An 11,809-nucleotide genomic window follows, 5' to 3' on the forward strand; every position below is an offset into this window, starting at 1 on the left:
AATTGCCCGGCGGAGCCGGTCAGCCGTCCAGCATGTCCTGGTAGAGCGCGCCGACGGCGCCCGTTACCTGTGCCTGCGTGTAGCCGTCGAGGACATGCTGGCGGGCGGCTCGCCCCATGGCCTCGACCAGTGAGGGCTCGGCGGCAAGGCGTCGGAAGGCCGCGGCGAGGGCGCCCGGGTCTCCGGGCGGAACGATCAGGCCGTCGATCCCGTCCCGCACGAAACTGCGGCAGCCCGGCACGTCGGTCGTCACCAGCGCCCGTCCGCAGGCCGCTGATTCGAGCAACGTCAACGGCAGGCCCTCGCCGCCGCGTGAGGGCAGGCAGGCGACGTGATGGTCGCGCCAGACGGCGGAAATGTCCTCGGCCCGGCCGTGCCAGGTGATCCCGTCGAGGGCGGACCAGGCCGTCAGCCGGTCGGCGGGGATCGCCTTGGGGTTGGACGGATCGGGGGCGCCGAACAGCGACAGGGTGATGTCGGCGCCCTGCTGCCGCGCCAGCTGCGTCGCCTCCACCGCGACGTCGACGCCCTTCGACCAGAGCATCCGGGCGACCACGGCGATCCGGAGCGGCGGCAGAGCCGGCGGCGGGCTCGGAGACAGTCGGTCGGGATCGATGCCGGCGCCGCCGACGATGGTGACGTTGTCGCCGGCGGGATCGAGCCCCAGCAGCCGAGGATCATCGGCATTCTCGAAGAGGTAGCGCGTCCGAGGCGTCTCCAGGGCGCCGCGCAGGACGAGCCGCAGGCCAGCCCGCGCCAGGCGCCCGACGCGGTCGCGCTTGGCGCCGATGAGGCCGAGGCCGGTGAGGGCGTAGACGCGGCGGTCGATGCCGGCGCGCCGCGCCGCCGCGCCGCCGACGACAATCGATTTCAGCGCGATGCAGTGCACGATGTCCGGCTGCTCGCGCGCCAGGATGGCGGCCAGACGCCGCGCCGTCGAAAGGGCCGCCAAGGGATTGAGGCTGCGGCGCTCGGCTTCCAGCGGCACGACGCGCGCGCCGGTCGCCTCGATCGCGCCGGCGTGGGCGCGCACCCGCGTGACCACGACGACGGAAAGGCCGAGCCCCTGGGCGGCGCGCACCATCGGCAGGAAATGCGAGACGAAGAACCAGTCCTCGGTGACGACGAAGACGATTTTTCGCCGGGGTTGCTCGGCAGGCATGGGCAGGTCCGGGAGGGCAAAGCGGGTGGTCCCTGCCATAGCTCCTTTGTCCGCGGCAGGCAAAGCGCTGGGGACCGCGTGCCGCACTTTCGCTCGGGCGGCGCCGCACTATCTTGATCCATGCGCCCGAACTCTCCCGGATAGGCCGATGACCCTCTCTTCCGCCCTTGCTCTGTTCGCCTTTCTGGTGGTGTCCTTTGCGGTGGCATCCAGCGGGGCCGTGTTCAAGCCCGGCGAGTGGTATCGCGGCCTCGACAAGCCGTCCTGGACGCCCCCGAACTGGGCCTTTCCGGTCGTCTGGTCCGTGCTGTTCCTGATGATCGCCGTGTCCGGCTGGTTGGTCTGGCGGGAGGTCGGCCTGGCCCCATCGGCCTTCGCCTTCTACGCGCTGCAACTGGTTCTGAACGGCCTGTGGTCCTACCTCTTCTTCGGCCGGCGGCGACCTGATATTGCCTTCTTCGACCTCGTGGCGCTCTGGCTCGCGATCGTCGCGACCATCTTCGCCTTCGCGCCGATCAGCGCCCTGGCCGCCTGGATGCTCGTTCCCTACGCCGCCTGGGTCACCATTGCAGGCTTGCTGAACTATTCGGTTTGGCGTCTCAATCCCGGCCGCTTCGCCACCTCCTGAACAGGCGTCCCACCCGCTTGACCTGCCGGATCAGGAATGATGCAAGCGGTTCACGGCGCGCCCGCTCACCGGGCCATGCGCGACACGGGAGCCCAACATGCAGTTCGCCAGCTATCCCAGCCTGAAAGACGTCGCCGTCGTCGTCACCGGCGGCGCCTCGGGCATCGGGGCGGAGATCGTTCGCGCCTTCGCGGCGCAGGATGCCAGGGTCGGCTTCGTCGACATCGACGCCGTGCGGGGCACGGCATTGGCGGCGGAACTCTCGGCAACGGGGCAGCGCGTCGCCTTCGAGGCCTGCGACCTCAAGGACATCGACGCGCTGAAGGCGGCCTTCGCGGCTCTCGAAGCGACCAACGGTCCGGCCGGGGTTCTGGTGAACAACGCCGCCCGCGACGACCGCCATGGCTGGGAGGACGTCACGCCCGACTATTACGACGAGCGCATCGCCACAAACCTGCGCCACATGTTCTTCGCCATCCAGGCGGTGGCGCCGGGCATGATCGCGGCGCGCAAGGGCTCGATCGTCAATCTCGGCTCGAACTCCTGGTGGCAGGCGGTCGGCAACATGCCGGTCTACACGACGGCGAAGTCGGCCGTGCATGGCATGACCCGCTCGTTTGCCCGCGATCTCGGCAAGCACCTCATCCGGGTGAACACCGTCGTGCCCGGCTGGGTGATGACCGAGCGCCAGAAGGAACTCTGGGTGACGCCGGAGGCGCTCGAGGCCAGTCTCCAGCGCCAGTGCCTGCCGGTGGAGATCGAGCCGGTCTATCTCGCGCGCATGGTGCTGTTTCTCGCCTCCGACGACGCGGCGATGTGCACGGCGAACAATTTCATGGTCGAAGCCGGCTCGATCTGAGCCGGAAGGGCCGGGCGCGCCGCGACGGCGGCCGCTCAGCCGGTCGGGCGGCGGCCTGCGGCCGCCGCACCGATGTCCATCTCGTAGACCACGTGGCGCTCCTGGAAGCCGGCCAGCGCGTAGAGGGAGCGCATCGCCGCATTGCTCGTCGCCGTGCGCCCCACGATGCGAGTGAAACCCTTGGCCTCGCAATGCGCCAGCACCGCGCGCAGCAGCATGATCGCGGCGGAAGGCCCGGCCTTCGCGCCGTCGACGTAGAGGCTGCGGAAATCGGCATAGGTTTCGCCGGTGATGAAATTCTGGCGCGGCGCCACCCAGGCCCAGCCGACGACGGTGTCGGGGCCGCCCTCGGTCGGCACGACCAGCACCTTCGTCCAGTCGTCGCCGTATTTCAGCAGCTTGCCGAGCTTCTTGCGGTAGTGGTCGAGATCGGTGACCGCCTCGTCGGCGAAGGAGCGCACGGCGATCTCCGCCTCGAACCCGGCGACGGCGTCGATGTCGGCCGGCTTGAAGTTGCGGATTGTCGGCACCGGGCGCGGCGCGGCGCCGGGCGAGGCGTCGGCAGCGGCGGGCGCGGTTTCGCGGGACATGGCAGACTTTCTTCCGGAGCGTGCTTGTGTCGTACCAAGCCGTCGCCGCCTTCCGCAAGCCTTGCCGCTCCGGCGGGCAATGACTATAGGGAGCCAGCGGCGGGCTTCCCGCCAGACGAAGCAGGGCGCGGCCGATGACGGCGGCAAACCCCGGGACGGGCGACGATCCTTGCAAAGGGGACGAACCTCCCAAGCGATGGTGACGCCATGAAAATTCGGCAGGTCCTGGCGGACATGCGCAACTGCGGTCCGCAGATCGAGGACGAGGTCGTGCTGCGCGACGCGGCGCTGGCCGCGGCGACGGCGGCTGGCGCGACCATCATCGGCGAGCACGCCCAGCGCTACGTGCCGCACGGCATCACGCTGGTGGTGTTCCTGGCCGAGAGCCACATCATGCTGACCACCTGGCCGGAATACCGCATGGTGCTCGTCGATATTCTCCTGTGCAATCCCGACATGTCCGAGGATGCGGCGGTCGACGAGGTCGCGCGCTGGCTCTGTCCCGACGGTCTCGTCGAGCGCAGCTACGTCACCCGCTCGATCGAATCCCTCGAAGTCGCCTGATGACGGACGGCTGGTGGCGTTTTGTCCCGGCCGAGGGAGTGCTGCCCTCGGCGGGATCGATCACTGCCGCCGCCGCCGAGGGTCGGGGCGCCTTGACGCGGGAACTGCGGCAGGCGCGCGCCGCGCTCGGCACGGCGCGGGCCGCCAGCCTGCTACGCTCCGCCGAAGCGGCCGCGCCCGCCCGGTTCGGCGAGCCCGTCCGCCTCTTGCTGGTGACGGCGCAGCAGCCCCGGCCGATCGAGGACGCGCTCCGCCTCGCTTTCGCCATAGCAGGCCTCGCCGTGGACATCCGCGCCATCGAGGGCGTTCTGGACCTGCGCACCGCCCTGGCTGACCCGGCGACAAAGCTCTTCGCGGACCTCGACCTCGTCCTGATGTGCCTGCCGGACGAGGCCGGTGGCCGCGGGGACATGGTGTCCGATGCCGCCACGGCGGTCGCCGCCCGCGCGCTCGCCCCGGTCGCCATCGCGGATTTCGCGCCGGCATCCCCCAACTCGCCGGCCGAAGGCGGCGGGGTGATCGTGCTGCCGCTGCCGGCGGACGGGACGCCGGTCTTCGACGCCCGCTTTGCCGCGACTTTCGGAGCGATCCTGTCTCCGGCGGCTGCCGACCGCCTGGCCGACGCGGCGGCGGGGCTCGCCGCCCGCCTGAAGGGCACGGCGCCAAAACTTCTGGTGACCGACCTCGACGGAACGCTGTGGCGCGGCGTGCTGGGCGAGGCCAGCGAGGGCGCCGCTCCGCCGGAGCTCGATCGCGCCTATGCCGAGACGCTCGCAGCGCTGCGGCAGCGCGGCTTCGTCCTTGCCCTCGCCAGTCGTAACGATCCCGCCGACGTCGAGCGACATTTCGAAACGCTGGGGGACGCGCCGCTCTCCCTCGGCGATTTCTCCGCCCGGGCCGTCGGCTGGTCCGACAAACCTGGCCTTGTCGCCGAAGTCCTGGATCGGCTTGGCCTTTCTTCGGCGCACGCGGTCTTCGTCGACGACGATCCGGTGAACTGCGCCAAGGTCGCCGCTCGCTTTCCGGAAATGGACGTGCGCCGCTTCACCGGCGACGGCTTTGCGGCAACGCTGCTCGGGGATCCGCTGCTGGCGGGAGGCTCGGTGTCCAATTCCGCGGCGCGGGCCGAGCAGTACCAACGCAAGGCTGCGGTCGACCATCTCAGGGCCGGCGCGCCCGACGCGGCGGCCTTCCTGCAGAGCCTGAAAACCGAGGTGACGATCCGGCCGCTGGAGCCCGATCTCCTGCCGCGCGCGGCCGAGCTCGCTTCCCGCGTCAACCAGTTCCGCTTTACCGCGCTGCGCCCCAACGTGCTCGAACTGGGCGCTCGCCCGGGCGGGCTGGACTTCATGGCGCAGCTCGACGACGCCTTCGGCGCGCATGGGCTGGTCGGACTGGTGCTGGCCTCGATCCGCGGCGACGATGCCGTGATCGACGCCTTCTGCCTCAGCTGCCGGGCGCTCGAGCGCGGCGTCGAAGGCGCCATGCTGCACGCACTGGCGGGCCGCGCCCGGGCACTCGGCCTGTCGCGCCTCACCGGCCGGATCGCGATTCTGGCGCGCAACGAGCCGGCGCGCGACTGCCTCGCCCGCCATGGCTTCGTCGAGCGGGAAGGCGAATGGCAGCTGGCGCTCGCGGCGGCAGGCCTCCAAAAGCCCGATGGCCTTGTTCTGATCGATCCACTGACCGGGAGTGACAGGTGAACGACGTAACCCTCGACGCCATCATCCAGCTCGTCGCCGACGTGCTGGAAATCCCGGCAGGCGATCTCGGACCGGACACCCAAGGGGTGGATCTCGCGGCCTGGGACAGTTTTGGCCAGGTGCGCATCGTGCTGGCGGCCGAGGCGCAGTTCGGCGTGTCGCTGACCATGGGCGAGATCGAGACCGCCGGCAGCATTCAGGGCCTTTTCGCCGCGGTGCAGGCCGCGGCCTCGCGCCAGGGCCGTCAGTAGGCCGTCTTGGCGTGCAGACGCTTGAAGACCGTGCCGCCGCAGGACGGGCAGCCCTTTTCCTTCAGCGCCTCGATCGTCGCAAAGGCCTCGGCAAGGCCGACTTCGGTGATCGCGGCGCAGGCGCGGCACTGGTAGCGGCGCTCGCGCGGACGCACCTCGCCGGTGTAGATCGGCGCGGCGAAGGTTTCCGCCCCCGTCACGGATTTCGTCCGACGGGTGGTCTTCAGGTCGATCAGCTGGCCAACCGAGCCGAGAATCGAGGCGCCCTGGTAGTGGTTGAAGGAGGGCCGGATGCGCGTCGCGACCAGCCCCATCTCGGTCAGCCGCGCCTGCAGGTCGAGAAGATCGTCGGGGGCGAGGTCGCCGTAGGACAGGAAGCCCGGCAGTCCCGGCTCGCTGCGTAACGCCTCCAGACCGCGCGAGACGAAGAGGCTCATGCCATCGACGGTGTAGGGCGGGTCGGTCTCGAACACGTCGAAGCGCCCGGCAAGATCGGCCGGCAGCGGCTCGCGCAGATCGTGGGCGACGAGATCGAAGGCGAGGTCATGCCGCTGCCGCGCACCGTCGAGGTGCGCGATGCGGCCGGGATCGAGTTCGAGCACGGTCAGCCGCCGCGGCCTGGCGCCGATCGCCTGTGCCAGGAGCATCAAGGCCACCGACATCGAATCGTCGTCGCCGAGGATGATGATCGAGCGTCCGTCGAGAGCCCCGGCCTCGTGCATGGCGAGTGCCCGGCGCAGCGCCGTCTCGGGCGTGCAGGGCGCCTGGTCGAGCGTGACGTCGACCGGGGGCCCGAGGGCCGCGTGTTCTTCCAGGAGGCGCAGCACCCGCTCCAGATCCGGCGCGACGACGACGCCGTGGCCGTGACAGCAGGAACAGCGCGAATCGTGGCGGGCGGAGACGCCGAGGACGTCGCGGCAGAAATCCTGCCCGGCGAGGCTCAGCTCGACGCCATGGCCGCGGTCGAGGAGGCCGGCCAGCTCCAGCTCGCGCCGAACCGCGCCAACGACCGGCAGCGGCATGCGCACGGCTTTCGCCAGATCGCGCAGCAGCAGCGGGCCGTCGCGAAACGCGGTGCGCAGGATCAGCGCCACGCCCTCGGCGCCCTCGCGCAGGTCGGTCGCGGCGGCGATGGCGGTCAGGCGGGAGGGCGCCGCGGCGCCGGTTGTTTCTCGATCGGTCATGGACGAGCTAGAGCGTGAAGCGTCGGCGATGTCCACCAGGGCCCACCGGTTTGCCGCGGTCTTCCCCGCTCGGTCTGCCGGCATGCTCCCCTCGTGGCGCCTCAGACGAAGTTCTGAAACAGCCGGAACGTGTTCCGCCCGGCGGCTTTTGCGGCATAGAGCGCATTGTCGGCGTGGCGAAACAGGTCCGAAGGCGCGCTGTCCTTTACCAGGGCGATCCCCACCGAGGCGCTCAGCGTCAGAGTGAGATCGGTGCATTCGACCGGCTGGCTCAGCGCGGTCACGATGCGGGCCGCCTGGTCCAGAACCTCGGTTTCCGCCAGGTCGGCACCCAGCAGAATCGCAAACTCGTCGCCGCCGATCCGCGCCACCAGTTCCGCGCCGTGGCAGCTCTGGCCAAGACGCCGGGCCATCTCGACGAGGCATTCGTCGCCGAGCGCGTGCCCGAAAGTGTCGTTGATCTGCTTGAAGCCGTCGAGGTCCACCAGGAGCAGCGACCCAATGGCGCTGGTGGCATGGGCGCCGATGCTCGCCAGACGATCCTCGAAACGGTGGCGGTTGGCCAGGCCCGTCATCGAATCGAATTCCGCGAGGTAGCGGGTCCGGTCGGAGAGGATTTTCTCGTCGGTAATGTCCTGCTTCATGCCGAAGATGCGCACGGCGACGCCATTCTCGCATTGCACGGTCGCGGTCAGCCGGATCCAGCGATGCCGACCCTGAGGCGTGACGATTTCCGCGTCGAGCGTGAAGCCCGAACGCTCGGCGATCGCCTGGCTGCGCAGGGTGTGCAGCGCTTCCCGCGACTGCGGCGTATAGCATTCCACGGTGCTGGCCCGGTCGAGGACCGATCCGCGGGGGGCGTCGAAAAGGTCGTAGACGACATCGGACCAGGTCAGCGAGTCGTCCGACAGGTCGCATTGCCAGACCCCGATCCGCGCCGCGGCCGAGGCGCGTTCGAAGAGTTGGTGGCTCTGCGCGAGGGCTTCGGCCTGGCTGCGGATGACGGCGTCCTGCTCCCGGATCAGCGCCTGAAGGCGCCCGATGGTCGCCACCGCATCCTCGGGCAGGGAGGGCATCCGCGTGTCTGCGCAGGCGGGCCATGGCGGCGTCTGGCGGGGATCGCCCCGCTGCCATGGATCGGTCTGAACCCCGGCTCTCTCGGCCGGCTCCGGGTCTGTCTGACGAAGGGGCGGCAATGCCAGGGCCGGGTCGGGGGCAGTCATATGGCTCTGTCGCTTTTGCTAAGAATCATCTGTGTGTTGTAGCGCTTACGTATGAATTTATTCTCTAGGCATCTACTGACATTGGTCACGTCCGCGTGATGCTCGGTCTCCGCCGCGCGGGCAACCTTGGCATCGAGGGCTCTGAGGACGGCCTGAGCGGCGGAGGCGGGTGTCAGCTTGACAGGTCGGCCGAACGGGTTACCCTTTGCAGCGTACCAAGGGGAGTTCCGGCAGGGAACTGAGAGGCCAACGGCGATAAGCGCGTGGCGACCCTAAGAACCTGATCCAGTTCATACTGGCGTAGGGATGGGGAGAGTCGCCGCGGCTGATGGCCGGATTGCCGGACGACTCGTTCGATCACCGAAAGCAGAGCTGGGTCTCCAACGCGTCGTCGAAGGAGAATCCCTCATGAATGTCCATATCCCGCCCGTGGTGTCCGTCACCTCCGGTCCGCTTCCCGCCTCCACCAAGGTCTACCGGGCCGGAACGGTGCACCCGGAAATTCGGGTGCCGATGCGCCAGATCGCTGTCCATCCCACCGCGGGAGAGCCGCCGGTCACCGTCTACGACTCCTCCGGCCCCTTTACCGATGCGGCCTTCACCGTCGACATCGCCAAGGGCCTGCCGCGCTTGCGCCAGGCCTGGTCGCAAGCGCATGTCGAGGCCTATGACGGACGCGCGCTGAAGCCCGAGGACAACGGCAACCTGCCGGAAGCCAAGCTCACGCCCGCCTTTCCCGTCCAGCACCGCCCATTGCGTGCCGTCGGCGGCAAGGCGGTGACGCAGCTCGCCTTCGCCCGCGCCGGTATCGTCACGCCCGAGATGGAGTTCGTCGCCATCCGCGAGAATCTCGGCCGCGAGCGTGCCACTGCTGCCCTGAAACGCGACGGCGAACCGTTCTCGGCGGTGACGCCCGATTTCATCACGCCGGAATGGGTGCGCGACGAAGTCGCCTCGGGCCGGGCGATCATCCCCGCCAACATCAACCATCCCGAGCTCGAGCCGATGGCGATCGGCCGCAACTTCCTGGTCAAGATCAACGCCAATATCGGCAATTCCGCCGTGACCTCGTCGATGGCCGAGGAGGTGGAGAAAATGGTCTGGGCGATCCGCTGGGGCGCCGACACCGTCATGGATCTCTCCACGGGCCGCAACATTCACAACATCCGCGACTGGATCATCCGCAACGCGCCGGTGCCGATCGGCACGGTGCCGCTCTACCAGGCGCTGGAGAAGGTCGACGGCATCGCCGAGAATCTCACCTGGGAGGTCTATCGCGATACGCTGATCGAGCAGGCCGAGCAGGGCGTCGACTATTTCACCGTGCATGCCGGGCTTCGCCTGCGCCACATCCCGCTGACGGTCGAGCGCGTCACCGGCATCGTGTCGCGCGGCGGCTCGATCATGGCAAAATGGTGCCTGCACCATCACCGCGAGAGTTTTCTCTACGAGCATTTCGAGGAGATCTGCGACATCTGCCGGATGTACGACGTCTCCTTCTCGCTCGGCGACGGCCTGCGCCCCGGCTCCATCGCCGACGCCAACGACGCCGCGCAGTTCGCCGAACTGGATACGCTGGGCGAACTGACGCAGATCGCCTGGGCGAAAGACTGCCAGGTGATGATCGAGGGCCCCGGCCATGTGCCGATGCACAAGATCAAGGAGAACGTCGAGCGCCAGGTGAAGGTCTGCGGCGACGCGCCCTTCTATACGCTCGGACCCTTGGTCACTGACATCGCGCCCGGCTACGACCACATCACCTCGGGGATCGGCGCGGCGATGATCGGCTGGTTCGGCACGGCCATGCTCTGCTACGTCACGCCGAAGGAGCATCTGGGGCTTCCCGACCGCGACGACGTGAAGGTCGGCGTCATCACCTACAAGATCGCCGCGCATGCCGCCGATCTCGCCAAGGGTCATCCGGCGGCGCAGCTGCGCGACGACGCGCTGTCCCGTGCCCGCTTCGAGTTCCGCTGGGAGGACCAGTTCAACCTTTCGCTCGACCCCGAGACGGCGCGCCTCTTCCATGATGCGACTCTCCCCAAGGAAGCGCACAAGACGGCGCATTTCTGCTCGATGTGCGGCCCGAAATTCTGCTCGATGAAGATCAGCCACGACATCCGCGCCGAGGCCCAGAAGGAGGGGATGGAAGCCATGGCGCAGAAGTATCGCGACGGCGGGGATCTTTATATGCCGGCGGGGGAGTAGGGTGGGCATGCCAGCCTCGGTGGCCCACCCCCCCCTGGGCCTGCAACCCGCGTCACCGCCGTGCCGGTCCCCCGTGCTTCGACAGGCTCAGCATGAGGGACTTGGGGCTTGGGCGCCAGGATTGCAGAACCACCTCGACGGTCTCCAGCCCCAGCCGCTCCGACGCGAACCCCAAGATCCTCACCCTGAGCCTGTCGAAGGGCGGGGATCCGGCACGACGCGGGATGACGGCGAACTCACCCCCTCCCGTTGGAGCAGGGAGCGCCCCGTCACCATCATCGGCGCCGGCGTCGCCGGCCTGACCCTGGCGGTGACGCTCGCCGAGCGCGGTGTCCCCGTTACGCTCCACGACCGCGCCGCAACGCTCGGCGCCGGCGCCGCGTCCTGGCTCGCCGGCGGCATGCTGGCACCGCATTGCGAGGCGGAAAAGGCGGATGCGGCGATCGTGGCGCCGGGCCTGGCCGCCATCGACTGGTGGGCGGCGCGCGTGCCGGGCGTCGAGCGGCGCGGCACGCTCGTCGTCGCGCTATCGCGCGATGCCGGGGAAGTCGCGCGGTTTGCTCGACGGACGAGCGGCGGCCAACGTCTCGATGCGACCGGTGTCGCCGCGCTCGAGCCGGACCTGGCCGGGCGCTTTCCCGCCGGCCTCTACTTCGCCGACGAGGCTCATCTCGATCCGCGCCGCGCCCTCGAAGCGCTCGCCGAACGGTTCGTCGGCCTCGGCGGCACCCTGGCTCTGAACACCGAGGTCGGTCCGGAGCAGCTGGCGGCCGAGACCGGCGGACGTGTGATCGACTGCCGCGGTGCCGCGGCGGACGATCCAAACCTCCGGCGCGTGCGCGGCGAGATGCTGATCCTCCATGCGCCCGGCGTCTCGCTGTCGCGGCCGGTGCGGCTCCTGCATCCGCGCCATCCGCTCTATGTCGTCCCGCGTGGCCATGGTCTGTTCATGCTGGGGGCGACCGAGATCGAGAGCGCCGCGACGGGCCGCATCACCACCCGATCGATCATGGATCTCCTCAACGCCGCCGTGGCGCTGCATCCGGGCTTTGGCGAGGCCGAGATCGTCGAGACCGGCGCAGGGCTCCGCCCGGCCTTCCCCGACAATCTGCCGCGCATTGGCGAGGGACCCGCCGGCCTCTCGATCAACGGCTTCTACCGGCACGGATTTCTGCTGGCGCCTGCCTTTGCCGGGGCCGCGGCGGACCGGCTGATGGCCGATGCCACGCGGAGGGTCGCATGAGGATCATCGTCAACGGCGAAGGGCGCGAGGTGCAGGCCGCGACGCTGAGGGATGCGCTGGCCGAACTCGGCCTGGCCGACGCGATCGTCGCCACCGCCCTCAACCGCGACTTCGTGCCGGCCACGGCGCGCGGCCAGACGACGCTGGCCGAGGGCGACGCGATCGAAATCGTCGCGCCGATGCAGGGAGGCTGA

At 69.3% G+C, this 11,809-nt stretch carries 12 protein-coding genes and 1 riboswitch; of the genes, 8 read left to right on the forward strand and 4 right to left on the reverse strand.

Annotated features, from left to right (window positions below; translation table 11 throughout):
* Nucleotides 1–19: 19 nt before the first annotated feature.
* Nucleotides 20–1,201: a glycosyltransferase family 4 protein gene (locus tag IEX88_RS09675; protein ID WP_244640016.1), complete on the reverse strand. Its 1,182-nt coding sequence runs from the start codon at nucleotides 1,199–1,201 to the stop codon at nucleotides 20–22.
* Between the two features lie 109 nt (nucleotides 1,202–1,310).
* Here IEX88_RS09675 and IEX88_RS09680 point away from each other — a divergent pair, with 109 nt between their 5' ends.
* Together IEX88_RS09680 and IEX88_RS09685 are read left to right on the forward strand one after the other, a co-directional pair.
* Nucleotides 1,311–1,790 carry a TspO/MBR family protein gene (locus tag IEX88_RS09680; RefSeq protein ID WP_188850411.1) on the forward strand — a complete coding sequence of 160 codons (480 nt, stop codon included), beginning with the start codon at nucleotides 1,311–1,313 and terminating at the stop codon, nucleotides 1,788–1,790.
* Between the two features lie 97 nt (nucleotides 1,791–1,887).
* The gene (locus tag IEX88_RS09685) at nucleotides 1,888–2,649 is read left to right on the forward strand and encodes an SDR family NAD(P)-dependent oxidoreductase (RefSeq protein ID WP_188850412.1); all 762 of its coding nucleotides are present in this window, start codon (nucleotides 1,888–1,890) and stop codon (nucleotides 2,647–2,649) included.
* A gap of 35 nt (nucleotides 2,650–2,684) precedes the next feature.
* Here IEX88_RS09685 and IEX88_RS09690 read toward each other — a convergent pair whose 3' ends face one another.
* On the reverse strand, nucleotides 2,685–3,239 hold the full coding sequence (locus IEX88_RS09690; protein ID WP_188850413.1) for a GNAT family N-acetyltransferase: 555 nt from the start codon (nucleotides 3,237–3,239) through the stop codon (nucleotides 2,685–2,687).
* A gap of 207 nt (nucleotides 3,240–3,446) precedes the next feature.
* On the opposite strand from IEX88_RS09690, the gene IEX88_RS09695 reads away from it, so the two are divergent.
* From IEX88_RS09695 to IEX88_RS09705, 3 genes are read left to right on the forward strand one after another with little or no spacing between them, the layout of a single operon-like run.
* A complete protein-coding gene (locus IEX88_RS09695) occupies nucleotides 3,447–3,803 on the forward strand; it encodes an S-adenosylmethionine decarboxylase family protein (RefSeq protein ID WP_188850414.1) in 357 nt (118 codons plus the stop codon).
* A complete protein-coding gene (locus tag IEX88_RS09700) occupies nucleotides 3,803–5,506 on the forward strand; it encodes an HAD-IIIC family phosphatase (RefSeq protein WP_188850415.1) in 1,704 nt (567 codons plus the stop codon). Before IEX88_RS09695 ends, IEX88_RS09700 begins: the two co-directional genes overlap by 1 nt.
* Nucleotides 5,503–5,757, forward strand: a complete 255-nt coding sequence (locus IEX88_RS09705; RefSeq protein WP_188850416.1) for an acyl carrier protein — start codon at nucleotides 5,503–5,505, stop codon at nucleotides 5,755–5,757. Before IEX88_RS09700 ends, IEX88_RS09705 begins: the two co-directional genes overlap by 4 nt.
* On the opposite strand, the gene IEX88_RS09710 is transcribed toward IEX88_RS09705, so the two are convergent.
* Nucleotides 5,751–6,941 carry a bis-aminopropyl spermidine synthase family protein gene (locus tag IEX88_RS09710; protein WP_188850417.1) on the reverse strand — a complete coding sequence of 397 codons (1,191 nt, stop codon included), beginning with the start codon at nucleotides 6,939–6,941 and terminating at the stop codon, nucleotides 5,751–5,753. The two genes, IEX88_RS09705 and IEX88_RS09710, sit on opposite strands and share 7 nt — an antisense overlap.
* Before the next feature lie 101 nt (nucleotides 6,942–7,042).
* On the reverse strand, nucleotides 7,043–8,017 hold the full coding sequence (locus IEX88_RS09715) for a diguanylate cyclase domain-containing protein (RefSeq protein ID WP_188850418.1): 975 nt from the start codon (nucleotides 8,015–8,017) through the stop codon (nucleotides 7,043–7,045).
* A gap of 355 nt (nucleotides 8,018–8,372) precedes the next feature.
* Nucleotides 8,373–8,488, forward strand: a riboswitch (TPP riboswitch).
* Nucleotides 8,489–8,572: 84 nt separating this feature from the next.
* On the opposite strand from IEX88_RS09715, the gene thiC reads away from it, so the two are divergent.
* From thiC to thiS, 3 genes are all read left to right on the forward strand, one after another.
* Nucleotides 8,573–10,372, forward strand: coding sequence for a phosphomethylpyrimidine synthase ThiC (gene thiC, locus IEX88_RS09720; RefSeq protein WP_188850419.1), 1,800 nt, complete (start codon nucleotides 8,573–8,575; stop codon nucleotides 10,370–10,372).
* A gap of 121 nt (nucleotides 10,373–10,493) precedes the next feature.
* Complete coding sequence (gene thiO / locus IEX88_RS09725) at nucleotides 10,494–11,615, forward strand: glycine oxidase ThiO (protein ID WP_373289567.1); 1,122 nt, start codon at nucleotides 10,494–10,496, stop codon at nucleotides 11,613–11,615.
* Nucleotides 11,612–11,809 (forward strand): sulfur carrier protein ThiS, encoded by a 198-nt coding sequence (gene thiS / locus IEX88_RS09730; protein WP_188850421.1) that lies wholly within the window; start codon nucleotides 11,612–11,614, stop codon nucleotides 11,807–11,809. The genes thiO and thiS overlap by 4 nt, the downstream gene beginning before the upstream one ends.

The organism is Aureimonas glaciei (genome assembly GCF_014643375.1).
GTDB classification, from domain to species: domain Bacteria; phylum Pseudomonadota; class Alphaproteobacteria; order Rhizobiales; family Rhizobiaceae; genus Plantimonas; species Plantimonas glaciei.

What these genes read in the sequence shown, in the direction of transcription:
- thiC (WP_188850419.1), top strand. Translation starts at nt 8,573, where the DNA reads ATGAATGTCCATATCCCGCCCGTGGTGTCCGTCACCTCCGGTCCGCTT.
- IEX88_RS09700 (WP_188850415.1), top strand. Translation starts at nt 3,803, where the DNA reads ATGACGGACGGCTGGTGGCGTTTTGTCCCGGCCGAGGGAGTGCTGCCC.
- IEX88_RS09695 (WP_188850414.1), top strand. Translation starts at nt 3,447, where the DNA reads ATGAAAATTCGGCAGGTCCTGGCGGACATGCGCAACTGCGGTCCGCAG.
- IEX88_RS09715 (WP_188850418.1), bottom strand. Translation starts at nt 8,017, where the DNA reads ATGCCCTCCCTGCCCGAGGATGCGGTGGCGACCATCGGGCGCCTTCAG.
- IEX88_RS09690 (WP_188850413.1), bottom strand. Translation starts at nt 3,239, where the DNA reads ATGTCCCGCGAAACCGCGCCCGCCGCTGCCGACGCCTCGCCCGGCGCC.
- IEX88_RS09685 (WP_188850412.1), top strand. Translation starts at nt 1,888, where the DNA reads ATGCAGTTCGCCAGCTATCCCAGCCTGAAAGACGTCGCCGTCGTCGTC.
- IEX88_RS09710 (WP_188850417.1), bottom strand. Translation starts at nt 6,941, where the DNA reads ATGACCGATCGAGAAACAACCGGCGCCGCGGCGCCCTCCCGCCTGACC.
- thiS (WP_188850421.1), top strand. Translation starts at nt 11,612, where the DNA reads ATGAGGATCATCGTCAACGGCGAAGGGCGCGAGGTGCAGGCCGCGACG.
- IEX88_RS09680 (WP_188850411.1), top strand. Translation starts at nt 1,311, where the DNA reads ATGACCCTCTCTTCCGCCCTTGCTCTGTTCGCCTTTCTGGTGGTGTCC.
- IEX88_RS09675 (WP_244640016.1), bottom strand. Translation starts at nt 1,201, where the DNA reads ATGGCAGGGACCACCCGCTTTGCCCTCCCGGACCTGCCCATGCCTGCC.